We start from the raw sequence: 26,233 nt of genomic DNA, 5'->3' as shown, positions 1-26,233 counted from the left end.
ACATAAATCTGGACGCGTCAGGCTTTCGTCCGTGAGGGCCGCGAGGGGGCGGTTTTTGTGGCCCGCTCTTGCGGCTGGTTCCAGTGCTCCTGCCCGGTTTCACCCAGGGCCGCCCTCAGCGTCTGGCGCAGGGTCTGCACGCGCTTGCGCGCCAGCGCCTCGGAAATGCCCAGCACATCGGCGATGTCCCGGTAGCTCTGCTCCTCGCAGAAGCGCAGCTCGAAGATCCGCCGGTGCTCTGCGGACAGGGAATTCATGACCGCCATCACCCGGCGCAGGATTTCCTGCTGCCAGAGCAGGTGCTCCTGCGAGGGGCGCACATCCGCAAAACCCGTGTCGTTGTCCTCATAGATGTCAGCCGAGAAATCCCGCACCTGACGTTCCGAGTTCTTGCGGCGCAACCTGCTGATGTACTCGTTCTTGAGCGCAAAGAGCAGGAAGGCACGCGGTTCACGGATATGCGTCTCTGCACGCTCCACGTGTGAAATCGCCTTGATCAGGGTGGATGACAGCAGATCCTCCGCCTCCTCCCTGTCCCCTTTCGTCAGGCGCAGCGCCCGGCGCCGCAGCACGGGCGCGTCATCGATCCAGCTGGTCCATAATCCGTTTGCAGGCAAAACACTCGTCATTGCGCGATTCCCGGTTTCAACCATGAAAGTCTTCGACGCAGACCCTCTCACCCCATGGGCTTGTCTGGATAGACGCAGAAGAAATTCCTTCGTGACAACCTTAGCGGGATTTTTTATAGCCACAAATTAATAATTTAATACTTCATTAACCACGATATTTTTGCGTATTAAGGCTTTAATCTTGAATTCAGAAAAACGTCTTCGGGCAGGCCGGAAAACGGAATCAGTCTGAACGCCTTGCACGCATAAGATGAAGTGACAGAGCACACCGCGCATGCAACCTTGAATACGCAAAGCTGCGGAGGGCATGGGCACCCTCCGCATGCGCCAGATCTTTGCAACCAGATACAACCGAGGATTTAATTCACAGCTGCGGGCAAAAATTACGCCCGGACAGGCGGGCCTGACCGGGCGCAAGAAAAGTCATTGATCACACTGCGCAGGCTTACCAGCGGCTCTCGCAGACGCAGGAAGGCACGTCATCATGGCGCACGGTGATCTTCACGCCGTCCAGATGGGGCAGCAGGACCTCAAGGGTGACTGGCCCCAGCGCGGCCAGAGGCGCGAAATCCAGCGTCGAAATCCCCTTCGCCGAGCTGACATTCACATGCATCAGACCGGCGGGATGGGGAACGGATGCAATGATGGAGGCCAATGCCTTGCGGCTGTCCTGATCCACCAGCTGATCCGGCAGCCCCTCAGCCTGTCTGGTCAGCATCTGCTTTGCGGCCTCCACCGCGCTTTCGGGCGTATCGCCGTAGGCGGGATAAAGGAATGCGATCCAGACCGCCGACATGGATTCAAAGAAGCCGCCGTTCTCGATCTTGAAGTCCAGTTCATGCAGCCGGATCTGCGCCGGCTCGGCCAGCAGCGCCGGCTCGGCCAGCAGCGCCGGAAGATCAAACGCCTCAAGCCGCGCCGCCGTTCGCATCCGGGTGCCGCCGCCCATGTCGATTTCCAGCCGGTTCAGCGCCAGCTGCTTGCGCTCCGGGTCCAGCTCGTAGTCGAGATGAACGCTGCCGGGGTTCCTCTCCCCAATCAGCCGCATCTGATAGATCGACTCCTGCATGCCCTCGAACATCGGGATGTTGCGCGCGCCGGTCATCTTCAGCACGAGCTTCTGCGGCGCGCTCTCCCGGCCGCCCTCGCCCCATTGCGCGGTCCAGGCCACCTCGTCCGCCTCGATCGTGTAGCTGACCATCCCTTCGGTCAAAGGCAGGGAAACATCCCGCAGAATGCAGCGGCCATTCTCCTCCACCGGCGTCATCGCCGAAAGCGCCGCACCGGCGCGCTCAGTCGCGGCCTTTTCGAGAACGGAAGCGGCATAGGCCACATCGGCAGCGCAGTCAGTTTCCGCAGCCTGCGCACTGCCGGCAGCAGAAACGCAGCCCGCAAGGATCAGGGCGCCAGTGGCGAACAGCGATTTCATGGGAGCTCCACATGCGTGTCATCAGAACCAGAATGCCGGAAAGCTCCGGCCTGTCCTGACAATGCACATCCCCGCCCTGCAGATCCGTGATCTGCATCGCATTTTTACGGATGGCGAGGACGAAGACCGGCGACTGGTCAGGGAAGAACGGGTTCATGCCTTGCGGAGATCGTCGCGCCAAACCTCTGCAATATAGATGCTAAGGGTTCAACTTTCGCATCATCCGTGTACGCATTGATCGCACGGCTTTCGTTCAAAGCATCGCTGAAAAAGAAACCCTTTTTGAAACCAATTTTCAGATGCATGACACCTTCGGGAGCCGGAATCATACTAATCATCGACAGCAAAGCCGACAGGCTATCCTCATCGATCACATTATCCGGCAGCTCCTTCACCTCTGCAGTTAATTCGCCTTTTAGCCAGTCCAACATTGCATCCGAACTCGATTGGAAAGCCAACTTCAGAATGGCAGTATTTTCGTCGATCCACTGTTGCAGATATCCTTCGTCCTGAAGCCGCAGCTCGAACTCCTTGATTCCCAAAAGGTCCCGAGGGGCAACGTCCTCTGCATTCAACTGTTCATCAGCAGGTTCGACGAATTGCAGCCGCCATGATGACAATATATGGGCGCCATTGCTACTGGTGAAATCATAGCGGTTCATCAGAAGTACAAGCCGGTCTTGATCAAACTCAAAATCAACAGAAAGGCTCCAGAAGCCTTTTTTCGGATCCTGACGAGGTTTGAACCCTTTGATGCCGAACCCTCCTAGATCCGGCCTGCGCTGGCCTTTAGGTACATCCAGCATGACCTTCAGCGGTATAGATTCACGCCCATCCTCACCCCACACCGCTGTCCAGCTTACTTCTTCCATTAACTGCAGATAGGGCATGCTGTCGGATTTAAACGAAAAGACACCCCCACGCAGCACGCAACGCCCGTCTTCCTCAACGGGAACCGCGCCCGGACGCAGTTCAACCCTGGGCCAGAACTGCTGCCCGTTGAGCAGTGTCACAGCATAGGCGAGATCGGCCGCACAATCCGGCTTTTCGGCCAGCGTGTCAGCGGCAGCAGAAAGGCTGCCCAGAACAATCAGAGCAGCGGCTGCAAGAGAGGATTTCATAGGGACTCCGCGCGAAACCATGGCCGGAACGAGCGCGATAGTCACAAGCAGGAAGATGCAAGCACACGCTCCGGCGATCCATTCAAGGCTGCATCAAAGAGGCCATGCAACCCTTAAGTCATGGCCTGATAAGTGCCGGGGCTTGCGCGGAGCTTGCTTCAGATTTTCAACGGAAGGAGATGGTGGGTGCACAAGGATTCGAACCTTGGACCGTCTGATTAAGAGTCAGATGCTCTACCAACTGAGCTATACACCCATCTCGTCGCGGCGGCGTCAGCGCCTGTCCGCTTCGGATGAGCGGCTTATACCCAGCACCTCCCGGACATGCAAGAGGGTTCGATGAAGTTTTTGTGGCGCCTGTGTAAAACTTTTCAGAGGCCGTGAAAATCCGCAGAAATCAGCCCCTCCGGGAAGCCACGCGCGCCCTTCCGCAACTTTCGGCAACGCAAACGGGCTTTTGCGAAATAATCAGAATTTCCGCTTGACCAACCCTCGGCACCAATACTAGTGTGCAGCGCAACTGCAGCAGCTGCCGAAGGTGGCCTGCGGGATTTGAACTTGTCATGACCGGCCTTTACAGCAAGACCGGCAGTCAGGAAGCGGGACGCCCGATGGCGAAGCAGATTTTCGCAGCTTCTCAGCTGCTTCTGGTAGTAGGAACGCGCGCGGCCTGAACGGTAGACCCGTTCGGAACAGGCTGGCGCGCAGCAAGGGCTCCTCGGGAGCCCTTTTTCGTTCCAGCCCTCCGGACACACTTCAAACACGGCAAGATCAAGAGATTTCGGATCAAGAAGCCAAGGCAAGGAAGCAGACGATGACACGGGAGATGACCGGAGCCGGCATGGTGCTCCAGGCGCTTAAAGACCAGGGTGTGAAACATATCTTCGGCTATCCCGGCGGCGCGGTACTGCCGATCTATGACGAGATCATCCAGCAGGACGACATCGAGCACATCCTCGTGCGCCACGAGCAGGGCGCGGGCCATGCGGCGGAGGGCTATGCCCGTTCCACCGGCCGTCCCGGCGTCGTTCTGGTCACCTCCGGCCCCGGCGCGACCAACATGGTCACGGCGCTGACGGATGCGATGCTCGATTCCATTCCGCTTGTCTGCATCACCGGCCAGGTTCCGACCCATCTCATCGGCACGGACGCCTTCCAGGAATGCGACACGGTCGGCATCACCCGCAACTGCACCAAGCACAACTGGCTGGTCCGCGATGTCAACGACCTGCCGCGCATCATCCATGAGGCCTTCTATGTTGCCACCTCCGGCCGCCCCGGCCCGGTCGTGATCGACATTCCCAAGGACGTCCAGTTCGCCACCGGCACCTATCAGGGCCCGACGGCCAACCCGGCAGCGGCGCACAAGAGCTACCGCCCGCAAATCAAGGGCGACCTCAATGCCGTGCGCCAGGCCATCGAGCTGATGGCCGGCGCGAAGAAGCCGGTCTTCTATACCGGCGGCGGCGTCATCAACTCCGGCCCGCATGCCAGCCAGCTTCTGCGCGAGCTGGTCCAGCTCACCGGCTTCCCGATCACCTCGACGCTCATGGGCCTTGGCGCCTATCCGGCGTCCGGCGCGAACTGGCTCGGCATGCTGGGCATGCACGGCACCTACGAAGCCAACATGACGATGCATGACTGCGACGTCATGGTCTGCATCGGCGCGCGCTTCGATGACCGCATCACCGGCCGCATCGACGCCTTCGCCCCCAACGCCCGCAAAATCCACATCGACATCGACCCCTCCTCCATCAACAAGGTCGTCAAGGTGGATGTTCCGGTCATCGGCGATGTCGGCCACGTGCTGGAAGACATGGTCCGCCTGTGGCGTTCGTCCGGGGCCAAGGCCGATCCGGCCGCGCTCAAGGCCTGGTGGGCCCAGATCAACCAGTGGCGCGCGCGCAACTGCCTTGCCTACACGCCCAACAACGACATCATCATGCCGCAGTATGCGCTGCAGCGCCTTGCCGAACTGACCAAGGGCCGCGAGACCTATGTCTCCACCGAAGTCGGCCAGCACCAGATGTGGGCGGCGCAGTACATCGGCTTTGAATCGCCCAACCACTGGCTCACCTCCGGCGGCCTCGGCACCATGGGCTATGGCCTTCCCGCCTGCATCGGCGCACAGGTTGCCCACCGCGATGCGCTCAGCATCTGCGTGGCGGGCGATGCCTCCGTGCTGATGAACATGCAGGAAATGTCCACGGCGGTGCAGTTCAACCTGCCGGTCAAGATCTTCATCCTCAACAACCAGTACATGGGCATGGTGCGCCAGTGGCAGCAGCTGCTGCATGGCAACCGCATGTCCCATTCCTACATGGAAAGCCTGCCGGACTTCGTGAAGCTGGCCGAGGCCTATGGCGGCGTTGGCTTCCGCGTCGAGAAGCCGGGCGAGCTGGATGATGCCATCCGCGAGATGATCGCCGTCGACAGGCCGGTGCTCTTCGACTGCCGTGTGGCAAACCTTGCCAACTGCTTCCCGATGATTCCCTCGGGCAAGGCCCACAACGAAATGCTGCTTCCCGATGAAGCCAATGACGAGGCGGTGGCCAATGCCATCGGTTCGGCAGGCAAGGCACTGGTCTGAGGCAAGGAACCGTCATGAACGCACAGAACGTCAACGCCCCTTCCGCCTATTTCATGGCCGAAGTCAGCGACAAGATCGAATCCCACACCCTATCGATCCTGGTGGACAACGAGCCGGGTGTGCTGGCCCGCGTCATCGGCCTGTTCTCGGGCCGTGGATACAACATCGACAGCCTCACCGTTTCGGAAACCGAGCATGAGGCGCATCTGTCGCGCATCACCATCGTCACCACCGGCACGCCGATGGTGATCGAGCAGATCCGCCACCAGCTGGACCGGCTGGTGCCGGTGCACCGGGTCACCGACCTCACCGTGCAGGCGCGCCTTGGCAGCAATGACAAGCCGCTGGAGCGGGAACTGGCGCTGGTGAAGGTGGCTGGCCATGGCGAGAAGCGTCTGGAGGCCCTGCGCCTTGCCGATGCCTTCCGCGCCACGGTGATCGACGCTACGACGGACCACTTCGTCTTCGAGATCACGGGCCGCACCTCCAAGATCGAGCAGTTCATCCAGATCATGAAGCCGCTCGGCCTCGTCGAAGTCTCCCGCACCGGCGTCGCCGCCGTCCAGCGCGGCGCCGAAGGGCTGTAACCTTTCCTCGAAAGGCCCTGTCAAACCCTGCAAGGCCATAGACGCACGCGCCGCAACGCAATATACGGTCACCGGCTCCGGCCGGTGACCGTTTTCCGTTCCGGCCCGCCCCTCTCGGATTGCTGACCGCAAGGTCCCACAAGGAAGGCTTAGAAGCCCATGAGCAACGGTTTGTCCCGGCCGAAGAATCAGATCCGCTGGCTGCTGCTGGAGGGCATTTCCCCCACGGCGAAGGCCGTGCTGGACGCCAGCGGCTATCACAATGTCGAAATGCTGCCGAAGGCGCTCGACAAGGAGGCGCTGATCGAGGCGCTCAAGGGTGTGCATGTGGTGGGCATCCGCTCGCGCACGCAGCTGACCCGTGAAGTGATCGAGGCGGCTGGAACGCTGGTCGCCATCGGCTGCTTCTCGGTGGGCACCAACCAGGTGGATCTGGCCGCCGCCCGCGAGCGCGGCATCCCGGTGTTCAACGCCCCCTTCTCCAACACCCGCTCCGTCGCCGAGCTGACCATTGCCGAAATCGTCATGCTGATGCGCGGCGTCTTCGAGAAGTCCACCGCAGCCCACGCCGGCCGCTGGATGAAGACGGCCACCGGCTCGCGCGAAGTGCGCGGCAAGACGCTGGGCATCGTCGGCTACGGCAACATCGGCACCCAGCTGGCCACACTGGCCGAGGCCATGGGCCTCACCGTCATCTATTATGACAAGGTGGACAAGCTGCGCCACGGCAACGTGATGCCGGTGGACACGCTGGACGAGCTGCTGTCGCGCTCCGACATCGTGTCGCTGCATGTGCCGGACACGGCCGAGACGCGGAACATGATCCGCGCCGAAGAGCTGGCGAAGATGAAGCCCGGCAGCTTCCTCATCAACAATGCCCGCGGCAAGGTGGTGGATATCGACGCCCTCGCCGCCGCGCTGAAGAGCGGCCACATCGCCGGTGCAGCCATCGACGTGTTCCCCTCCGAGCCCAAGTCGAACAACGACGAGTTCCTCAGCCCGCTGCGCGGCTTCTCCAACGTGATCATGACGCCGCATGTGGGCGGCTCGACGGAAGAGGCGCAGGAGCGCATCGGCGAGGAAGTCTCCCGCCGCCTCGTCGAATATTCGGACGTGGGCTCCACCGTGGGTGCGGTCAACTTCCCGCAGGTGCAGCTGCCGCGCGGCACGGATGCCACCCGCTTCATCCAGGTGCACCGCAACGTGCCGGGCGCCATGCGCACGCTGAACGACCTGTTCGCCCGCAACAATCTCAACATCCACGCCCAGTTCATGCAGACGGTGGAAGAAACCGGCTATGTGGTGCTGGATGTGGACGGCAAGGTGGAGAATGCGGTCGATATCCTCGAGGAAATCCGCGCCCTCCCCGGCACCATCCGCGCCCGCCTGCTGAACCGGGTATGATGGTTCAGATCTGATGAGACACGAACGGCGCGGGGCACGGCCTCGCGCCGTTTGTCGTTGGGGGGTGCTCCGGTCCCTCCGTTGTCATCCCCACGCAGGTGGGGATCCAGTATCCCCGGCACCGGCTCTCTCCTGAACCGGGTGTACCAGATCCCGGTCTTGCCGCTTTGCGCCAAACCGGGATGACAGTGGAGAGGCTTTGCCCCCTCAACAGCCCCAATAAATTCTTGTCACCGCAGCAATATCCGGTTTGACAGGACCGCCGTTTCGGCCAATTTTCTTCGTCCTGCGGCACGAGCCGCATCATTCAATTGCCGGACGCCCGCCATGACTGCCTCCCGCCTTTCCGTGAATGTCAACGCCATCGCCATGCTGCGCAACCGGCGCGATCTGCCCTGGCCGAGCGTCACCGGCATGGCGGCGATCGCGATGGAGGCGGGTGCCAAGGGCATCACCGTGCATCCGCGCCCGGACGAGCGGCACATCCGCAAGAGCGACGTGTTTGATCTGGCGGAGCTGATCGAAGACCGGTTCCCCAACAAGGAACTGTGCCTTGAGGGCTATCCCACGCCGGAGTTTCTGGACCTGGTGGAAAAGGCCCGGCCCGATCAGGTGCTGTTCGTGCCCGACGCGCCGGAACAGACCACCTCGGACCACGGCTGGCAGTTCGGCGCGGACAAGGCGCTGCTGAAGGAAGCCATTACGGCGGCGCGCGAATGGGCGGTCACCGTGTCCCTGTTCCTCGATCCGGACCCGGCGCTGGCGCCTGAGGCTGCCGCCATCGGGGCGGAGCGGATCGAGATCTACACCGGCCCCTATGGCGCCTGCTACGACAGTCCGGAGCGGGCGAAACTGGAGCTGGACAAGGTGGCAGCCACCGCAGAAGCGGCCCGCGCGGCTGGCCTCGGCGTCAATGCGGGGCATGACCTGACGGTGGAGAACATCCCGGCGCTGATTAGCCGCGCCCCCTTCATCCGCGAAATGTCCATCGGCCACGGCTTCACCGCCGACGCCCTGATCCACGGCTTCGCCGGCAGCGTTCAGCGCTTCCGCAAGGCGATGGGGGAAACATAGGTCTGCTTGGCCTTATGCATAGATGCAGCCATAGCTTGTGACAAAGTCTGAAACGCCCTAGCTTTAATCAGGATAATTCTGGGCGATTCTGACCATGACCACCCCATACACAAACCTGCCGCAGTCCAGTTTCTGGAAGACAGGTATCACGGAGCATGAAAGTTCAGTGGTCTACAATGACCTCTGGCAGCCCCGGTTTCCCATTGCACAAGACGCGCGCATTCTCACCGCAGGCTCCTGCTTCGCGCAGCACATCAGCCGCTGGCTGACCGCAAATGGCTATAGCTGGATCGATACGGAGCCTGCGGATGACAGCCTGACGGAGGACATGCGCCGCGACCGACAGTATGGCGTCTTCTCGTTCAGAACCGGCAACATCTACACTGCCGCTCTGCTGCGTCAGTGGCTGGAAGTTGCGCTGGATATGCGTCCGCCCATCCTCGACATTGCAGAAGACGGCGGCCGCCATTTCGACCTTCTGCGGCCGGTAGTGCCAGTCAGCGGATACGACAGCGAGGAAGCTGTCCGTCAGGCACTTATCAAGACGCATGGCGCCATCCGTACGGGATTGGAGGAGGCTGACCTTTTTATCTTCACTTTGGGCCTTACGGAATCATGGGTACACCGCGACGGCCATGTCTACCCCATGTGCCCAGGCACGCTGCGCGGGACGTTTGATCCCGGGACGGTTCGTTTCGTCAATCAGACTTATGAAGATGTGCGCCGGGACATGGCCGAAGCCATCCGTCTGGCCCGCACGGTGAACCCGGATCTGAAGTTCCTGCTCACGGTTTCGCCCGTCCCGCTGACAGCAACCGCCAACGGAGATCATGTGCTCAGCGCCACGATCTATTCGAAATCGGTGCTGCGTGCTGTGGCCGGTGATCTGTGCCGTGATTTGGCTGGCGTCGACTACTTCCCTTCCTATGAACTGATATCAGCCTTCCCGGCACGCGGGCGTTTTTATGAAACGAACCTGCGGAATGTAACGGCAGAAGGTGTTGCCCATGTCATGTCGCATTTCAGTGAGGGCATCCAGAAATCCGGTGCAAGCTTGCAATTGGCCGCAGCAAGAGCCAATTGCGTCCGCGATGCAACCGCGGACAGCACGAAGGACGCCGACGAAATCCTTTGCGAAGAAATCGCTCTGGAGTCCTGGGCTCCAGCCGCCTCCGGCGCCGGGAATGCCTCCTTGTGCCTGATAGGTGACAGCCATATGGGTAATCTGTCAGCCGCCTTCCAGCGACTCGGCCTGCCGCACGCAGGCGGGATGATCATGAATGGCAAGGCATGGACTTCTAACGAGCTAGCACTCGACGACGAAGAGCTCTGGGTGCCGCTTGAAAATGCCCTTGCCCGCCGGCGCTGGCAAGAAACTCTTCCTTTCATGAAGTCCGCCGCCAGCGGCCCTGCCGGACAGAAGATCATTCTAACCAACATTGGGCAGCAGACGCATCGCAGTGTTGCATTTCTTTCGGCTTGGCTTCAGTCCGAACACAACAACAAGCTAACTAATGATCTGTTCTTTGAATATTTCATGCAGGAGAATCGCGACAAGATGATTCTTCTCAAGAAAATTATAAACCTTGATTTCAAAGTAATAATTGTCAGTGATCCACCAAGCCAGCATCTCGGAGGATATAAAAACACACAACTCTGGACTATTTATGAAAATCTCTCCGAAAAAGTTTATTTGGAGTTGGGGTGCAAATTCTTCAACGCACGAAATTACATAAACACCATTGGATTCGAAGACAGATTCATCTCGGAAAAATTCAAGCAAGGTGTGAAACATGACTGGCTGCATGGCAGCGCAGCCTACTATGAAGAAATCGGCGAGGAATTGATCCGGCGTTTCAACTTGCGAAAGTAACCCCCCTTCGCGTTCTTACCCCCCCCCGCCTGAACCGGCCTCAGACAGCCGGTCCAGGCGCGGATCACCGGATCACTTTTCCAGAATGAACCTGCGGCCGATCGGCTGCAGCGGGCGGGCGTTGGCGGCGTAGATGGCTTCGAATTCCTTGATCGAGGCCTCGGACACCTTGATCGGCTCCTTCATCACCGTCCAGACCACGGTTTCCGAACAGGGCGGCGTCGTGAGGGAGCCTTCGTAGCGGAAGAAGTGCCTTGTGTCGGGCAGCATCGTTGCCGCATCCGCTGCGCCAACCTTCACTTCCTCACCGGCTTTGGCAGGCGCCTTGTCCATCACGGCCTTGAATAGGTCATTCTCCCCGCCCGGCTCGATCAGCGCGCCGACAACGGCCAGCGTGCCATCTTCGGCCTGATGCACGAAATGGGCTTCCATCGGCGCCTTTTTGCCGTCGATGGCGTGTTCGGACGGCGTGTGGAAGTGGAACTGGCGCAGCACGTAGGACTTGCCATCCAGATCAATGGTGCCGCCATCATCGGTGTTGGCCTGAATGGTGTGGCCATTGTTGACCACGGTCCAATGGGCATCCTTGTTCCAGTGGAACATGATATCCGCAGGCTCGGCCTTGACCGCATGAGTCAGATCGACGGGGGACTGCTCGTGCCCCGCTTCGCAGACCTCGAAATTCTTCGCAAGATCCGCCCAGTGGGCAGGCCCTTCGGCGCCCTCGTAGGTCCAGTGCGGCGAGCTGGCAGCAAATGCCGATGTTGAAATGAGGGCTGCAGCAGCAACTGCAATCAGAAAACGGCTTTTCATCCTGGTCTCCTTGACCACCTCTCAGTCAGCGCTGAGGTGACACTGGGGTAAACCCGAAGAGGAGCCGCGCAAAGTTACGGATAGGTCATGACAAAGATGTAATCCGCCGCCAATCAGAGCGCGCAGAGAGAGGCAAATGCTTCGCATGGGGCTTGCCGAACACCCGATGAAGCACGCCCATCGGGTGCTGGTTTCACTCCACCTTTGGCAGGGATTTGTCCTTGTCGCATTGCGCCAGTTTGAGCTGGCGGAAGGAATAGACGGCCGTGATGAACTGCGTTCCGTCCTCCTTTTCGGTTTCCACCTTCATGCAGCCGCAGGCATAGCCATAATTGCCGTTTACAGCGCGGTAATCGCCGGCGGAGATATCGCCGATATTCTCCATACCCAGCGCTTCCCGGTCCGAGCCCTGCGTGGCCAGAATCCAGTCTCCGTCCCGATCGGTCAGCCACCAGTTGCCCGGTGTCGGATTGACGATCCAGCCACAGCGGTTCTCAGGCGCGGCAGAGGCGGGAGCCGCAAGCAGAGAGGCTGCAACAGCGCAAACAAGTGCATGCAAGGGAGCGATGCACATTTCCTGTCTCCTGATACCAAGGCTTTCGATGCTGACGCATCACGCCTTGAAAATGCTCAAGCGCCGCAGGGGCTTAACCAATGCTCGATGAGAAAAGCTCATCCAGCATTGGTATAAACCGGGGATCAGTTGTTGATCGAGACAATCGCCCAGTAGCTCTTCGCGCAGGCATTGTCCTCGCACACCGGGCTGAGCCAGACGGCCCCATCGCCGATGGCGACGCCCTCATCGGTCACCAGAAGATCCTCATAGGCCGCTTCCGCAACGACGGCCTTTGTCTCGTCGCTCACCAGCCGGGGGTAGGCAGCGATGAATTCCTCTGCCGTTTCAACCGAGTGGAACGTGCCATTGTTGTTGACCGGCAGGGGGAAGGCCGCAAGTGCGGCCACATCTTCTCCCGTGCCCGTCACCAGCGCACGGCGCACGTCTTCCAGAAACGGATCGAGCCCCTTGGCATCGCCGAGGATGGTCTCGACCCGTTCATAGACATCTTCCGCGCTCGCCGCCGCTGCGGGCATGGCGGTCAGAAGGGCAAGACACAAGGTAAGACACGGGGCAAGAACAGGCGTCTTCATCGGCAACTCCAGGGAACAACCGGGCTGAAGAATACCCGTTTCCGCATCTGTGCGCCTGACAAACTTTGGGCTAAATAATGGCCCTGACCGGAACCGGAAGCGCTTTCCCGCGTTTCCTGTTCCGCAAAGTCCGCTCTGCCGCTCATCCTGACGGCACGACACCAGCCGGTGGCGGACAAAACAGCAGGGGTAGTGTCAGCAATGACCCCAAGCGACGGCCCTTTAGAGGGCGAGGCAAGTCTTCCTCAACATCATCTCCCCAAATCCGGCCACGGCATGCTCATGCTGGGCGCGGCCGGTGTGGTCTATGGCGACATCGGCACCAGCCCGATCTATGCCCTGCGCGAGACGCTGCGGGCAGCGACGAATGGCGGCACCGTGCCCCCCACAAGCACCGAGATCATCGGCTCCCTGTCGATCATCGTCTGGGCGCTGACGGTGATCGTCACCCTCAAGTATGCGCTCATCGTGCTGCGTGCGGGCAACAAGGGCGAAGGCGGCACCCTGTCACTCGCCATTCTCGCCCAGTCCGCCGCCGGGCGGATGCGCCTTGCCGTCGTCTCCCTCGGCGTCATCGGCGCGGCGCTGTTCTTCGGTGATGCGGTGATCACGCCCGCCATCTCGGTTCTGTCCGCCGTCGAAGGTTTTGAACTCACCGTGCCTGCGGTCGAGGACTACATCATTCCGATCACCGCCGGCATTCTCATCGCGCTCTTCGCGGTCCAGCGTTACGGCACGGGGCGGGTGTCGGCCGTCTTTGGTCCGGTCATGCTGATCTGGTTCGCCTGCCTCGCCGCCGCTGGCGCGGGGCATGTCATGGATGATCCGGCCATCCTGCGCGCCCTCAATCCGCTGGAGGCCGTCGCCTTCGCGCAGGCTCATACCGGCGTTGCCCTGGCGGTGGCCGGTGCTGCCTTTCTGGCCGTGACGGGCGCCGAAGCGCTCTATGTCGATCTCGGCCACTTTGGCCGCAAGCCGATCATCCACACCTGGTTCGTGCTGGTGTTCCCCGCCCTTGTGATCAACTATCTGGGTCAGGGCGCCTATCTGCTCAAGACAGGCGGCTCCATCAGCCAGCCGCTGTTCGAGATGATGCCCTCCTGGGGCCAGACCCCGCTTGTGGTGCTGGCGACCGTGGCGACGGTCATCGCCAGCCAGGCGGTGATCTCGGGCGCCTTCTCCATGGCGCGGCAGGCCGCGCAACTGCATCTGCTGCCGCGCCTGACGGTGATCCACACGTCCGAAACCCAATCGGGCCAGATCTACCTGCCGCAGGTCAACTGGCTGCTGCTGGCCGGCGTGCTGGCGCTGGTGCTGGGCTTTGGCTCGTCGGACGCCATCGCGGCGGCCTATGGCATTGCCATCTCAGGCCAGATGCTGGTGACGACGCTGCTGCTGGCGCTGGTGATGCGCGGTGTCTGGGGCTGGCCGCTGCCGACGGTGCTGCTGGTGACACTGATCTTTGCCGCCATCGACGCCACGTTCCTCACCGCCAACATGCTGAAGTTCCTGGATGGCGGCTGGGTATCGATCTTCATGGCGGCGGTGCTTCTGGCCGTGATGACCATCTGGACGCGCGGCAGCCGGAAGCTCTTCGAAAAGACCCGCCGGATGGAAATCCCGCTGGCAGACCTTGCCGCCTCGCTGGAGAAAAGCCCGCCGCACCGGGTGCCGGGCACCGCCATCTTCATGACGGGGGACCAGGAAAGCGCGCCAACCTCGCTGCTGCACAGCCTCAAGCACTACAAGGTGCTGCATCAGCAGAACCTGATCATGACCGTGAAGACGCAGCCGGTGCCGCATGTGGAGGAAGACGACCGGGTGGAGATCACACCGCTGAACGGCGACTTCAAGCTGCTCACGGTCAACTTCGGCTACATGGAAGACCCCAACATTCCCAGGGCCCTCAAGGCCTGCCGGAAGCAGGGCATCAAGTTCGACATCATGTCGACCTCCTTCTTCCTGTCGCGGCGCACGCTCATTCCCGCCGCCGCCCCGCCCCTCACCAGCCTGACAAAGCGGGTCTTCATCCAGCTGGCCCGCAACGCTGCCGACACCACCAGCTTCTTCCGCCTGCCCACAGGCCGCGTCGTGGAAATCGGCACGCAGGTGGTCATCTGACCATGGAGACGGGGCGGGCCGGAAAGGGCCCGCCCCACTTTCCTGCCCCCTCCTCCTCTTCCCCTCTTGACGGCACATGCGGCCTCGCCTAGAACCATGAACCGTACGGTACGGTACAGAAATTCCGGAGTGGTTCCTTGGCCAGTGCAGACCTTCACGACAGCTTGCCGGATGAGGCAGCCGCCTTTTCCCCGCGCCAGCAGGCCGTGCTGGAATGCGCGCTGAAGCTGCTGGTCGACGGCGGCGAGAAGGCCCTGACGACCGCCGGCCTTGCCCGCAGCGCCAATTGCTCCAAGGAAAGCCTCTACAAGTGGTTCGGCGACCGGGATGGCCTGCTTGCCGCCGTCGTCGCCTATCAGGCCAGCAAGGTTCACTTTGCTTCCGAGGCCGCCGCCACTGATGCCACGACCTTCAAGGCCCATCTCACCGGTTTCGTGCGCGAGCTGCTGGAGGTTCTCTCCGGCGAGACCTCGCTGGCGCTGAACCGGCTGGCCATCGGCCAGTCCAACCGGGATGATTCCCGGCTCGGGCGCCTGTTGCTGCTCAAGGGCAAGTATACCATTTCCGCCCGGGCCCGCAGCCTGCTGGAAGCAGGCCGGTTCCGCGGCTTCGTCAAGTTCGATGATGCCGAGGAGGCCTATCAGGTGCTCTACGGCCTTGCGCTGCGCGACCAGCATATCCGCCAGATGCTGGGTGATACGCTGCGCCCGCGCGAGAAGGACATCGAGGCACAGGCCGCTCTGGCCGTGGACAGGTTCTACCGGCTGTTCGGCGCCTGACGCTGAAAGCCGGAGAAAGCAAAACGCCGCAGCCGGCACCGGCCTGCGGCAGGGATAAACGGGAGAAAGGAAGACCCATGCGTGTTTATTACGATCGCGATGCCGATCTGAACCTCATCAAGTCCAAGAAGGTCGCCATCATCGGTTACGGCTCGCAGGGCCGCGCCCATGCGCTGAACCTGAAGGACAGCGGCTGCAAGGACATCGTCGTTGCCCTGCGCCCCGGCTCCACCACCGCCAAGAAGGTCGAGGCCGACGGCCTCAAGGTCATGAGCGTGGCAGAAGCTGCCGCCTGGGCCGACCTGATGATGATGGCGACCCCGGACGAGCTGCAGGCCGACATCTACAAGGACCACATCGAAGCCAACATCCGTGACGGCGCCGCCATTGCCTTCGCTCACGGCCTCAACGTCCACTTCGGCCTGATCGAGCCGAAGTCCACCGTTGACGTGCTCATGGTCGCTCCGAAGGGCCCGGGCCACACCGTGCGCGGCGAATACGAGAAGGGCGGCGGCGTGCCGTGCCTCGTGGCCGTTCACCAGAACGCTTCGGGCAACGCCCTTGACCTCGGCCTGTCCTACGCCTGCGGCGTTGGCGGCGGCCGTTCGGGCATCATCGAGACCACCTTCAAGGAAGAGTGCGAGACCGACCTGTTCGGCGAGCAGGCCGTTCTGTGCGGCGGCCTCGTCGAGCTGATCCGCGCCGGTTTCGAGACCCTGGTGGAAGCCGGCTACGCTCCGGAAATGGCCTATTTCGAGTGCCTGCACGAAGTGAAGCTCATCGTCGACCTCATCTATGAGGGCGGCATTGCCAACATGAACTACTCCATCTCCAACACCGCCGAGTGGGGCGAGTATGTCACCGGCCCGCGCATCGTGACCGCCGAGACCAAGGCCGAGATGAAGCGCGTCCTCACCGACATCCAGACCGGCAAGTTCACCTCCGACTGGATGCAGGAGTACCGTGCAGGCGCCGCCAAGTTCAAGGCAACCCGCCGTCTGAACGACGCCCACCAGATCGAGGAAGTCGGCACCAAGCTGCGCGGCATGATGCCGTGGATCAAGAAGGGCGCGCTGGTCGACAAGACCCGCAACTGATCCTGAAGTCAGGCCATAGCGAACAAAATGATGGGCCCGTCACTGACGGGCCCATCAGACTGCTGCCCCCCCTCGATCGTCATACCGGACGTAGCGAAGCGGAGATCCGGTACCGGTGGGTCAAGGCCTGCCGGCTCTACGAACTCATTGAAACAACTTGCACCCCGGCTCACCGGTCCCGGCTCGCGCTACGCTTGGCCGGGATGACGCGGAGAGGTCGTGTGATTGTCATCAACCTCATGGGCCCGTTGCTGGCGTGAAGTCCGGCAGCTGAGATCAGTTCATCAGGCTCGCAGTGCCAGAAGCGAAATACCGCTCGAACAGCGCGGTCACTTCCTGGTCACGGGCAGCTTCCGTTGCCCCGCCGATGACCACGACCATCAACTGGCGGCCGTTGCGGCGGCCGGTGGCGACAAGATTGTACCCGGCCATGTCGATGTGGCCGGTCTTCAGGCCATCAACGCCCGGAACCTTGCCCAGCAGCTTGTTGGTTGCCTCGATGGTGCGGCCGCGGAACTGGAAGGACTGGGCGCTGAAATAATGCATGTGCTGAGGGAAACGGCGGCGCAGGGCCTGCCCCAGCGTAGCCATGTCGCGCGCCGTGGTCACCTGCCGGGTGTCGGGCAGGCCGGAAGCATTGACGAAGCGGGTGCGGCTCATGCCGAGTTGCAAGGCCTTGCGGGTCATTTCGGCAGCAAAGGCGTCCTCACTGCCCGCCAGCTGTTCGGCAACCGCCACCGCCATGTCATTGGCTGAGCGAATGGCCAGCGCCTGCACCGCCTCTTCCACCCTCAGCGAGCCACCGGCACCGACGCCCAGCTTGGCAGGCGGTCGGGAGGCGGCACGGGCAGAGACCGGAAGCTGGCTGTCGAGGGAGATTTCCCCCCGGTCGATCGCCTCGAACAAGAGATACAGCGTCATCATCTTCGTCAGCGAGGCCGGATAACGCGGTGCGTCGGCGTTGAAACTGTCCAGCTCCTGCCCCGTTGCCATATCCACCACCAGCACCGACTTGCCGCGCACTTCGGCCTTGGCAGGCGCCAGTGACACCGCCAGCGGCGCAGGAGCTGCCGTGGCCTGCACTGCGGGCACGGCGGCAACAGCGGCCATGGCGGGCGGGCGCGAGGCCTGCTGCGCGCTCTGGCAGGCGGCCAATGCAAGGATGGCAAGACCAGCCAGCCCGGCGCGCAAAACGCGCAGGGCGGCCGTCGAATGGGAAACGGATGCAGTCACGCCGGGCACTCTCTCACCTTGTCAGCCGGATCATGACTTGAGGCGATAGCCGGTCCTGAAGATCCACGCAATCACCCCAAGGCAAAGCACCAGGAACAAAAGCGTCATCGCCAGCGATAGCTCCACCCCAACGTCCGCCTGACCGTAGAAGCTCCAGCGGAAACCGGAGATGAGATAGACGACCGGATTGAACAGGGTCACCGTCTGCCAGAACTCCGGCAGCATGCGGATCGAATAGAAGCTGCCGCCGAGGAAGGCGAGCGGTGTGACGATCAGCAGCGGCACGAACTGCAACTGCTCGAAATTGCGCGCCCAGATGCCGATGATGAAGCCGAGCAGCGCGAAAGTGACGGATGTCAGCACGAAGAACAGCACCATCCAGACCGGATGCTGGATGTGCAGATCGACGAAAAGACTGGCCGTGATGAGGATGATAGCCCCCACCAGCATGGCCTTGGTCGCCGCCGCCCCCACATAGCCGATGACGATCTCCAGATAGGAGACCGGCGCCGACAGCACTTCGAACACCGTACCGGTGAAGCGCGGGAAGAAGATGCCGAAGGACGCGTTGGAAATGCTCTGCGTCAGCAGCGACAGCATCGTCAGCCCCGGCACGATGAAGGCGCCGTAGCTGATGCCGTCCACCTCCTGAATGCGCGAGCCTATGGCGGCACCAAAAACGATGAAATAGAGCGAGGTGGAAATCACCGGCGAGACGATGCTCTGGAAGAGTGTCCGCAGGGTGCGGGCCATCTCGAATGTATAGATGGCCTGAATGGCACGAAGGTTCATTGGGACTGCCTCACCAGATTGACGAAGATTTTTTCAAGCGAATCCTGCCGGGTCTGCAGATCGCGGAAGGCGATGCCGGCCTCCCGCAGGTCATTCATCAGGCTGGTGATGCCGGTCCGCTCACCCTGGGTGTCATAGGTATAGACCAGCTCCCTGCCCTCATCCTCCAGCGCCAGATCATGGGCACAGAGGCTTTCCGGGATCGCTGCCAGCGGCTCGTTCAGCTGCAGGCTCAGCTGCTTCTTGCCGAGCTTGCTCATCAAGGCGTTCTTTTCTTCCACGAGAACGATCTCGCCCTTGTTGATCACGCCCACCCGGTCGGCCATTTCCTCGGCCTCCTCGATGTAATGGGTGGTCAGAATGATGGTGACACCGGACTCCTTCAGCCGCCGCACCACCTGCCACATGTCGCGGCGCAGCTCCACGTCGACGCCTGCCGTCGGCTCGTCGAGGAACAGCACCTGCGGCTCATGCGCCAGCGCCTTGGCAATCAGCACGCGCCGCTTCATGCCGCCCGACAGGGTCATGATGCGGGAATCCTTCTTGTCCCACAGGGACAGGTCTTTCAGGATCTTTTCGATATGGGCCGGGTTCTTCGGCAGGCCGAAAAGCCCCCGGCTGAAGCTGACCGTCGCCCAGACCGTTTCGAAGGATTCGGTCGTCAGTTCCTGCGGCACCAGCCCGACCAGACGGCGGGCGGCGCGGAAGTCGGTGACCGTGTCATGGCCATTGACCAGAACACGGCCGGATGACGCGCGCACAAGGCCGCAGACGATGGAGATGAGCGTTGTCTTGCCGGCCCCGTTGGGCCCAAGCAGGGCGAAAAGCTCCCCCTTTCCGATGGACAGATCGACTGACTTCAGCGCCTGAAAGCCGCTGTCATAAATCTTGGAAAGGGCTTCGATGGAAATGGCCGGTTGCATGGCGGGGTCCGTGCAGGAGGGAATGGCTGTGGCAGGATGACGCAGGATATGAGTATGTTGTGCTCATGTTTAAACCCCTCTGCCGCAATTTGCAGCACTTCACCGTTCACAGCGCCGTTCACTCAGGCTGAACACTGTGTATGGATACGCGCCCTTGGCCCCTGCCCCGGCGCGGCCTATCTTCAGGACAACTTCACAAGATATCCGGAGGCTGCCATGTCCATCCGTCCCGTCCGCCAGATCTCTGGCACCACCCCTGCGCTGGAAGGTGCAGGCGTCCATCTGCACCGAGTGTTCGGCTTTCAGGACCCGTAGCTGACCGATCCGTTCCTGATGATGGACGACTTCCGCAATGAAAACCCGCGCGATTATCTCGCCGGCTTCCCCTGGCATCCGCACCGCGGCATTGAAACCATCACCTATGTTCTGGCCGGAACCGTTGACCATGGCGACAGCCTCGGCAACACCGGCACGCTGGGGGCTGGCGATGTGCAGTGGATGACCGCCGGGCGCGGCATCATGCATCAGGAAATGCCGAAAGGTGACGCCAAGGGCCGCATGCACGGCTTCCAGCTTTGGGCCAACCTGCCCTCGAACCTGAAGATGACGGCGCCGCGCTATCAGGATGTGGAATCCAAGGACATCCCCGTCATTCAGGATGATGACGGCACCATCGTGCGCGTTGTCTGCGGCGAGTTCTGGGGCCGCCGCGGGCCGGTGGACGGCATTGCCGCCGATCCGCAGTATCTCGACATCACCATTCCGCCGGGCCGCGCCAAGCGCCTGCCGGTCGACACCCGCCGTCAGGCCTTCGCCTATATCTTTGAAGGCGCAGGCCGCTTCGCCGATGCTTCCAAGCCCTTCGGCGTGCTGACGGAGAAGGAACTCGACAACGAGGAAATCTACATCCGCGACGAAACCGGCAACCGCACGCTGGTGATCTTCGGGGCGGGTGACGAGGTGGTGGTGCAGGCCGGCGAGGAAGGCATGCGCTTCCTGCTCGTCTCGGGCGCTCCGATCCGCGAGCCGATCGCCTGGCACGGCCCCATCGTCATGAACACCCGTGAGGAGCTGATCCAGGCGGTGACGGAACTGCGCAACGGCACATTCATCAAGCCGTAAGAGCGGGCATCAAACCGTAAGAGCGGGCATCAAGCCGCAAAGGCAGGCCGCCACTGACGGAAGAAACAGATCCCGCCCTTGCGGGACACAAAAGGGCACGCTAGCCATAGTGTGCCCCTTTATTCTTTTCATCCGTGGATTTCTCCAGTGTTTCCAAGCCTCAGCCTGCGCCGCGCCCGTTTGTCCGATGCTCCGGAACTGACGCAGATCCTGCACCGGGCCAAAGCCTCCTGGGGCTATCCGGCGGCGGTGATGGATGCCTTCCGCGCCGAACAGCGCATATCTCCGGCCACCATCACCTCGCAGCTTCTGATCGTTGCAGAGCGCGAGGGGCGCACGGCTGCCTTTGCGGGCGGAGAAATGCGGCAGGACCATTTCTATCTCGGCTTCCTTTTCGTTGCGCCGGAACATCAGGGCCAGGGCATCGGACGTCTGCTGCTGTCGGCCATCGAGGATCTGTCGCGCGATCAGGAAATCTACCGCATCCTGCTGGAGAGCGACCCGCATGCGGCGCCCTTCTACCATCATCTGGGCTACAGGACCTTGAGCGAGCGCCCCTCCACCATGGTTCCGGATCAGCCCATTCCGATGATGGAGCGCAGCTTCGAGCCGCAGTACCTGCCGTTAAGCGGCATTGCCATGCATCTGTCGCGTGCGCAGGGCTGGTCCTTCGAAGCGAGCGAAGCCAAAGCCATCGCCGCCCACTGGCAGAGCCTCACCAGCGCCAATCCGAACCTGTGGAACGGGCGCAAACTGCATACGCTGCAGGTGCAGCATGACAGGGGCACCCTCACCGCCCGCTGCGCGGAGGTGAATTACGCCTCCTTTCTGGCCTGGCGTGACTGGGGTGCTCCGGACCGGGAGGCCTATAACCTGTTCGGTGCGGCCATCGTGCGCAGCAGCGACGGCGCGCTTCTTTATGGCGTCATGGGGCCGAAGACCGCCAATCACGGGTCCTGCTATCCGCCAGCCGGCAATCTCGATCTGAACGACTTAAGGCCTGACGGCAGCGTCGATGTGGAAGGCTCCATCGCCCGCGAACTGCTGGAGGAGACGGGCCTGGACATCAACTCGGCCCGGAAAGGCGCCCTCTTTGCCCTGTTCGACGGTCAGCGCATCTGCATCGGGCAGGAACTGACATTTGCTGCCACCGCGCAGGAACTGCGTGCACGGATGCTCGCCCATGCGGCCACAGACCCGGAGGAGGAGCTGGCCGATATCGTCATCCTGCGGAAGGCGGGGGATCTCAAGGGGCTGAAAGTGCCCGGCTATGCCCGCGTCATTGCACGCCGCCTGTTGCCTCGATCGTAAATTTTCCATTCACCAAAGATGAAAAAGCCGGGCTGGCGAAGCTGCGGAAACCGTGCAAAAGTCCGGCCTCATCTTGAACCGGCCTCTGCGCGCCGGGGGAACTTGCAGGAGACATTGCTGATGGGACGCCGTTACGCTGTGCTTGATGTGTTCACGAACAAGGCGCTGGCCGGAAATCCGCTGGCCGTGGTTCTGGACTCCGAAGGCCTCGAAACCGCGCAGATGCAGGTGATTGCCCGCGAGTTCAACCTCTCCGAAACCGTCTTCGTCTTCCCGCCGGAAAATCCCGGCCAGTCCGCCTCCATCCGCATCTTCACGCCCGAATCCGAACTGCCCTTCGCCGGGCATCCGACCGTCGGCACGGCTGTCCTTCTTGCCATCGAACGCTTCGGCGAGGTGAAGGGCGAACAGGATGCCGTGGTGGTGCTGAAGGAAAAGATCGGGCCGGTGCGCTGCGCCGTCATCCTGCGCGAGAACGCGGCCGCCTTTGCCGAATTCGACGTGCCGAAGCTGCCCGAACCGGCCGGTCCCACAGTCAATCCGGAGCTGATCGCCGCCGCCCTGTCGCTGGACGTATCCGAGATCGGCTTCGAGAATCACACGCCCAGCCGCTTCAAGGTAGGCCCCGCCTTCACCTATGTGCCGGTGCGGGATCTGGAAGCGCTCGCCCGTTCCAAGCCGGACCAGAGCCGCTGGGCTGCCGCCTTCGGCCATGACGACCACAACAACACCTATGTCTATTGCCGCGAGACCCGCTCGCAGGAAAGCGCCTTCCACGCCCGCATGTTCGCCCCGGGCATGGGTGTGCCGGAAGATCCGGCAACGGGCTCGGCAGCTGCTGCCTTTGCCGGTGTCGTGCAGTTCTACGACGCGCTTCCCAACGGCACCCACTTCATCCGCATCGAGCAGGGCTTCTTCATGGGCCGCCCGTCGCTGATCGATCTGGAGATCGACATTGCCGCGCGCAAGCTCCATGCCGTGCGCATCGGCGGGCAGGCCGTTCTGGTTGCAAGGGGCGAGCTTTTCGTTTGAGGTAAATGGAGGGGAAAATGGAGAGTGACATCCAAGAAAGCATTAAGCACCTAAAGAAAAGCCCAATACACTTTGCATCACTTGCAGGGTTTGAGTTATTTCATAGGAATATTTTATATTACATTCTAAATAATAACAAGAAAAATCCTCAAATTATTACATCAATAATACAAGAATGCCTGGATGAACTTAAAATAAATGAGGTTCTAAAAGAAAAAAATCATTTTGACATCTTAATAAAGGCAGAATCCCCAGAAGGGGCAGTAAATATTATATTAGAAATTAAAGCTAAAACTCTCCCAGACAAGAATCAATTAGAAAAATACAATAAGACGATCGAAAGCAAATATAGAGAGAGAAAAAATTATAAGATATACATTACATTATATAATACAAAAATATTAGAAGAAATACATCTAGATAAATTTCTAGAATCAAACGGATGGAAATCAATCGATCTAATTGGCATGCACAAATTAATTGAAGATTACAGCGATATTAATAATGAAGCATACAAAAACTCATTCGCAGATTACAAGACAACACTCCAACACCAATGCAACGTAATAAATTCAATCCTGAAACACCCAAACGAAATAAAAAAAATTAAAGAAATTGAATTAAATTCGATATGCGAAAAAATACTCGCAGCTAAAGCCTGCGCAGAAATTATGAATAATATTAAACCACACAATTCAAATGTAAATAATATAAGTACAGAAAACATTAACTTCAACGTAATACATACACGCGGAAGAATTGGCATGGAGTTATTCATAAACAAACCGCACGAAAGAAAATCAATACGCGCTGGAGTCCAAATACAAGGTGACGCAGTTAACGTATTTTTTGATCACGGTGATGATTTCTCAGTAAATTACGCGGAGAATTTCATAGATAAATACATTAAAGAAATTAAACTACTTGGGGAAAACATTAACTTTACAAAAAACAAAAAATCAAAATACAGATATAGACCGAATTTTTTCTACAGGAAATTTAAACTACCAAATAACATGACGGCTTTGGATGTAATTAACCAAATCAATAAAGACGCAAAAGACTGCTCAGAGGAAATCCAGCGCATTATCTCCGATTTGGCAGAAATCATGGACGGCTAGTTTCTGTCTCAACAGCTTGATCTGGAACAATGGATCTGATATCGAGCAAAAAAGGCTAGGCGTCATCGGCTAGCCGTTCAATCGAGACTCAGGCCGGTTACAACCAGCCGCAGATCTGAAGAAAAGGCCGAAAGCCAGCATGATCGCCGCTTGCGACATGACCGTAGCTTCCCACACCGCGCTTCTGCGTGGCGGCCTTTCCGCGCGCGCCCTTCTGCTTGGCAAGCTGCTTCTGCTTAGATGCCCCTGAGCGTCGGCTGCCCCATGCGCGGGCGGGCTCTCAGGGGATAGCGAACTCACCCGATTACGTCTGATCGCTCCCGTCCGAGACCCCGCTACCAAGGGTATGACATCAGGGCTGGCGGGAGACACCAAGGGAAGGAACACCCATGACCACCACCGGCTCCAAGGACCAGGTCCTCATCTTCGATACCACCTTGCGCGATGGCGAACAGTCGCCCGGCGCGTCCATGACGCTGGAAGAAAAGCTCCAGGTGGCAGAGCTGCTCGACGACATGGGCGTCGACATCATCGAAGCCGGTTTCCCGATTGCCTCCAACGGTGACTTCGAGTCCGTGCGCGAGATTGCCAAGCGCTCCAAGCGCTCCGTCATCGCCGGTCTTGCCCGCGCGATCCACGCCGACATCGACCGCTGCGGCGAGGCTGTGCGCTTTGCCGAGCGCGGCCGCATCCACACCTTCGTCTCCACCTCGCCGATCCATCTGAAATACCAGATGAACAAGACCGAGGACGAGGTGCTGGCCATCATCAGCGACACGGTGGCCCGTGCCCGCAACCTCATCGACGATGTGGAATGGTCGGCCATGGACGCCACCCGCACGCCGATCGACTATCTCTGCCGCACGGTGGAAGCCGCCATCAAGGCTGGCGCGACGACCATCAACCTGCCCGATACGGTCGGCTATTCGACCCCGGACGAGTACCGCGACATGTTCGTCCAGATCCGCAACCGCGTGCCGAATGCGGACAAGGCCATTTTCTCCGTCCACTGCCACAATGACCTTGGCCTCGCTGTTGCCAACTCGCTGGCCGGTGTGGCTGGCGGCGCGCGCCAGATCGAATGCACCATCAACGGCCTCGGCGAGCGTGCCGGCAATGCGGCGCTGGAAGAGATCGTCATGGCGATCCGCACACGCTCCGACATCTATCCCTACGGCTGCAACGTCGAACCGAAGTTCCTCACCCGCGCCTCGAAGCTGGTGTCGGCCGTGTCGAACTTCCCCGTGCAGTACAACAAGGCCATCGTCGGCAAGAATGCCTTTGCGCATGAGAGCGGCATCCACCAGGACGGCATGCTCAAGAACGCCGAGACCTACGAGATCATGCGCCCCGAGGACGTCGGCGTGAAGGCGACCTCGCTCGTCATGGGCAAGCATTCCGGCCGCCATGCCTTCAAGGACAAGCTGAAGGAACTCGGCTACGAGCTCGGCGACAACGCGCTGCAGGAGGCTTTCCGCCGCTTCAAGGACCTCGCCGACCGCAAGAAGAACGTCTATGACGAGGACATCGAGGCGCTGGTCGAGGATGAAATCTCCACCTCCGGCGAAGGCGCCAAGGTGATTGCCCTCACTGTGATTGCCGGCACCGGCGGTCCGCAGAAGGCCATTCTCACCATGGACATCAACGGCCGCCACGAGACCCGGGAAGCCACGGGCGACGGCCCGGTGGACGCGACCTTCAAGGCCATCCGCGCCATCTGCCCGCACAACGCCACCCTGTCGCTCTATCAGGTGCATGCGGTAACCGAGGGCACGGATGCGCAGGCGGAAGTCTCCGTCCGCCTCGAAGCCAATGGCCGCATTGCCACCGGCAAGGGCGCCGACACCGACACGCTGGTGGCCTCTGCCCGCGCCTATGTGGCGGCGATGAACCGCCTCAACCTGCGCCAGCAGTCCAGCAACCCGGGCGCGCTCAAGGCCAGCTGATCTGTTGCCAAGCCTGACTTTCTGAAAGCCCGGCGCCGCATCTGCGGTGCCGGGCTTTCCGTTTCATGCTCTCCCGCAGGGAAAAAC

At 60.6% G+C, this 26,233-nt stretch carries 21 protein-coding genes, 1 tRNA gene and 1 pseudogene; 13 read left to right on the top strand and 10 right to left on the bottom strand.

All coding sequences use genetic code 11. The features are described from left to right. Positions 1 to 17 precede the first annotated feature (17 nt). From AC0CMF_RS12275 to AC0CMF_RS12260, 4 genes are all read right to left on the bottom strand, one after another. Positions 18 to 629 carry an RNA polymerase sigma factor gene (locus AC0CMF_RS12275; RefSeq protein ID WP_208975481.1) on the bottom strand — a complete coding sequence of 204 codons (612 nt, stop codon included), beginning with the start codon at positions 627 to 629 and terminating at the stop codon, positions 18 to 20. A 445-nt stretch (positions 630 to 1,074) separates the two neighbouring features. Further along, on the bottom strand, positions 1,075 to 2,058 hold the full coding sequence (locus AC0CMF_RS12270; protein ID WP_374629011.1) for a hypothetical protein: 984 nt from the start codon (positions 2,056 to 2,058) through the stop codon (positions 1,075 to 1,077). 137 nt (positions 2,059 to 2,195) lie between these two features. Continuing rightward, positions 2,196 to 3,179, bottom strand: coding sequence for a hypothetical protein (locus tag AC0CMF_RS12265; protein ID WP_374629012.1), 984 nt, complete (start codon positions 3,177 to 3,179; stop codon positions 2,196 to 2,198). Positions 3,180 to 3,359: 180 nt separating this feature from the next. Next, a tRNA-Lys gene (locus AC0CMF_RS12260) sits at positions 3,360 to 3,435 on the bottom strand. 558 nt (positions 3,436 to 3,993) lie between these two features. Between AC0CMF_RS12260 and AC0CMF_RS12255 the strand changes: the two genes are divergently transcribed. The 5 genes from AC0CMF_RS12255 to AC0CMF_RS12235 all read left to right on the top strand — a co-directional run bounded on the left by AC0CMF_RS12255 (position 3,994) and on the right by AC0CMF_RS12235 (position 10,707). Next, complete coding sequence (locus tag AC0CMF_RS12255; protein WP_374629013.1) at positions 3,994 to 5,769, top strand: acetolactate synthase 3 large subunit; 1,776 nt, start codon at positions 3,994 to 3,996, stop codon at positions 5,767 to 5,769. 14 nt (positions 5,770 to 5,783) lie between these two features. Next, positions 5,784 to 6,356, top strand: a complete 573-nt coding sequence (gene ilvN / locus AC0CMF_RS12250) for an acetolactate synthase small subunit (protein WP_019964478.1) — start codon at positions 5,784 to 5,786, stop codon at positions 6,354 to 6,356. Positions 6,357 to 6,515: 159 nt separating this feature from the next. Next, positions 6,516 to 7,760, top strand: a complete 1,245-nt coding sequence (serA, locus tag AC0CMF_RS12245; RefSeq protein WP_050474195.1) for a phosphoglycerate dehydrogenase — start codon at positions 6,516 to 6,518, stop codon at positions 7,758 to 7,760. Between the two features lie 327 nt (positions 7,761 to 8,087). After that, on the top strand, positions 8,088 to 8,834 hold the full coding sequence (locus tag AC0CMF_RS12240) for a pyridoxine 5'-phosphate synthase (RefSeq protein ID WP_374629014.1): 747 nt from the start codon (positions 8,088 to 8,090) through the stop codon (positions 8,832 to 8,834). Between the two features lie 94 nt (positions 8,835 to 8,928). Next, the gene (locus AC0CMF_RS12235; protein ID WP_374629015.1) at positions 8,929 to 10,707 is read left to right on the top strand and encodes a GSCFA domain-containing protein; all 1,779 of its coding nucleotides are present in this window, start codon (positions 8,929 to 8,931) and stop codon (positions 10,705 to 10,707) included. A 72-nt stretch (positions 10,708 to 10,779) separates the two neighbouring features. Here AC0CMF_RS12235 and AC0CMF_RS12230 read toward each other — a convergent pair whose 3' ends face one another. From AC0CMF_RS12230 to AC0CMF_RS12220, 3 genes are all read right to left on the bottom strand, one after another. Beyond that, positions 10,780 to 11,520 carry a carbonic anhydrase gene (locus tag AC0CMF_RS12230; protein ID WP_374629016.1) on the bottom strand — a complete coding sequence of 247 codons (741 nt, stop codon included), beginning with the start codon at positions 11,518 to 11,520 and terminating at the stop codon, positions 10,780 to 10,782. Between the two features lie 193 nt (positions 11,521 to 11,713). Continuing rightward, the gene (locus AC0CMF_RS12225) at positions 11,714 to 12,094 is read right to left on the bottom strand and encodes a DUF4087 domain-containing protein (RefSeq protein ID WP_374629017.1); all 381 of its coding nucleotides are present in this window, start codon (positions 12,092 to 12,094) and stop codon (positions 11,714 to 11,716) included. Positions 12,095 to 12,219: 125 nt separating this feature from the next. Continuing rightward, positions 12,220 to 12,669, bottom strand: coding sequence for a hypothetical protein (locus AC0CMF_RS12220; protein ID WP_152967575.1), 450 nt, complete (start codon positions 12,667 to 12,669; stop codon positions 12,220 to 12,222). Between the two features lie 201 nt (positions 12,670 to 12,870). Here AC0CMF_RS12220 and AC0CMF_RS12215 point away from each other — a divergent pair, with 201 nt between their 5' ends. The 3 genes from AC0CMF_RS12215 (at position 12,871) to ilvC (ending at position 16,666) form a co-directional block, all read left to right on the top strand. Then, on the top strand, positions 12,871 to 14,790 hold the full coding sequence (locus tag AC0CMF_RS12215; protein WP_374629019.1) for a potassium transporter Kup: 1,920 nt from the start codon (positions 12,871 to 12,873) through the stop codon (positions 14,788 to 14,790). A 137-nt stretch (positions 14,791 to 14,927) separates the two neighbouring features. Then, a complete protein-coding gene (locus AC0CMF_RS12210; protein WP_122520451.1) occupies positions 14,928 to 15,569 on the top strand; it encodes a TetR/AcrR family transcriptional regulator in 642 nt (213 codons plus the stop codon). A 77-nt stretch (positions 15,570 to 15,646) separates the two neighbouring features. After that, positions 15,647 to 16,666: a ketol-acid reductoisomerase gene (ilvC, locus tag AC0CMF_RS12205; protein ID WP_050474202.1), complete on the top strand. Its 1,020-nt coding sequence runs from the start codon at positions 15,647 to 15,649 to the stop codon at positions 16,664 to 16,666. Positions 16,667 to 16,942: 276 nt separating this feature from the next. Here the strand turns inward: ilvC and AC0CMF_RS12200 are convergent, their stop codons facing one another. Genes AC0CMF_RS12200 through AC0CMF_RS12190 form a run of 3 tightly spaced genes read right to left on the bottom strand, consistent with a single transcriptional unit; the run spans position 16,943 to position 19,614 of the window. After that, positions 16,943 to 17,899 (bottom strand): D-alanyl-D-alanine carboxypeptidase family protein, encoded by a 957-nt coding sequence (locus AC0CMF_RS12200; protein WP_247648015.1) that lies wholly within the window; start codon positions 17,897 to 17,899, stop codon positions 16,943 to 16,945. 30 nt (positions 17,900 to 17,929) lie between these two features. Beyond that, entirely contained in the window at positions 17,930 to 18,691 is a 762-nt protein-coding gene (locus AC0CMF_RS12195; RefSeq protein WP_186415090.1) for an ABC transporter permease, read from the bottom strand. Next, a complete protein-coding gene (locus AC0CMF_RS12190) occupies positions 18,688 to 19,614 on the bottom strand; it encodes an ABC transporter ATP-binding protein (RefSeq protein ID WP_374629020.1) in 927 nt (308 codons plus the stop codon). Before AC0CMF_RS12190 ends, AC0CMF_RS12195 begins: the two co-directional genes overlap by 4 nt. A gap of 216 nt (positions 19,615 to 19,830) precedes the next feature. Here AC0CMF_RS12190 and AC0CMF_RS12185 point away from each other — a divergent pair. From AC0CMF_RS12185 to AC0CMF_RS12165, 5 genes and pseudogenes are all read left to right on the top strand, one after another. Beyond that, positions 19,831 to 20,736, top strand: a pseudogene (locus AC0CMF_RS12185) (pirin family protein). A gap of 147 nt (positions 20,737 to 20,883) precedes the next feature. Further along, a complete protein-coding gene (locus AC0CMF_RS12180) occupies positions 20,884 to 22,047 on the top strand; it encodes a GNAT family N-acetyltransferase (protein WP_374629021.1) in 1,164 nt (387 codons plus the stop codon). Positions 22,048 to 22,167: 120 nt separating this feature from the next. Continuing rightward, positions 22,168 to 23,079 carry a PhzF family phenazine biosynthesis protein gene (locus AC0CMF_RS12175; RefSeq protein WP_374629023.1) on the top strand — a complete coding sequence of 304 codons (912 nt, stop codon included), beginning with the start codon at positions 22,168 to 22,170 and terminating at the stop codon, positions 23,077 to 23,079. Between the two features lie 17 nt (positions 23,080 to 23,096). Further along, the gene (locus AC0CMF_RS12170; protein WP_472481736.1) at positions 23,097 to 24,200 is read left to right on the top strand and encodes a hypothetical protein; all 1,104 of its coding nucleotides are present in this window, start codon (positions 23,097 to 23,099) and stop codon (positions 24,198 to 24,200) included. Between the two features lie 389 nt (positions 24,201 to 24,589). Beyond that, a complete protein-coding gene (locus tag AC0CMF_RS12165) occupies positions 24,590 to 26,146 on the top strand; it encodes a 2-isopropylmalate synthase (RefSeq protein WP_374629025.1) in 1,557 nt (518 codons plus the stop codon). The last annotated feature ends 87 nt before the right edge of the window (positions 26,147 to 26,233 follow it).

Source organism: Pannonibacter sp. CBAS1226, from assembly GCF_055685825.1.
This window is presented reverse-complemented; position numbering and strand designations above follow the sequence as displayed.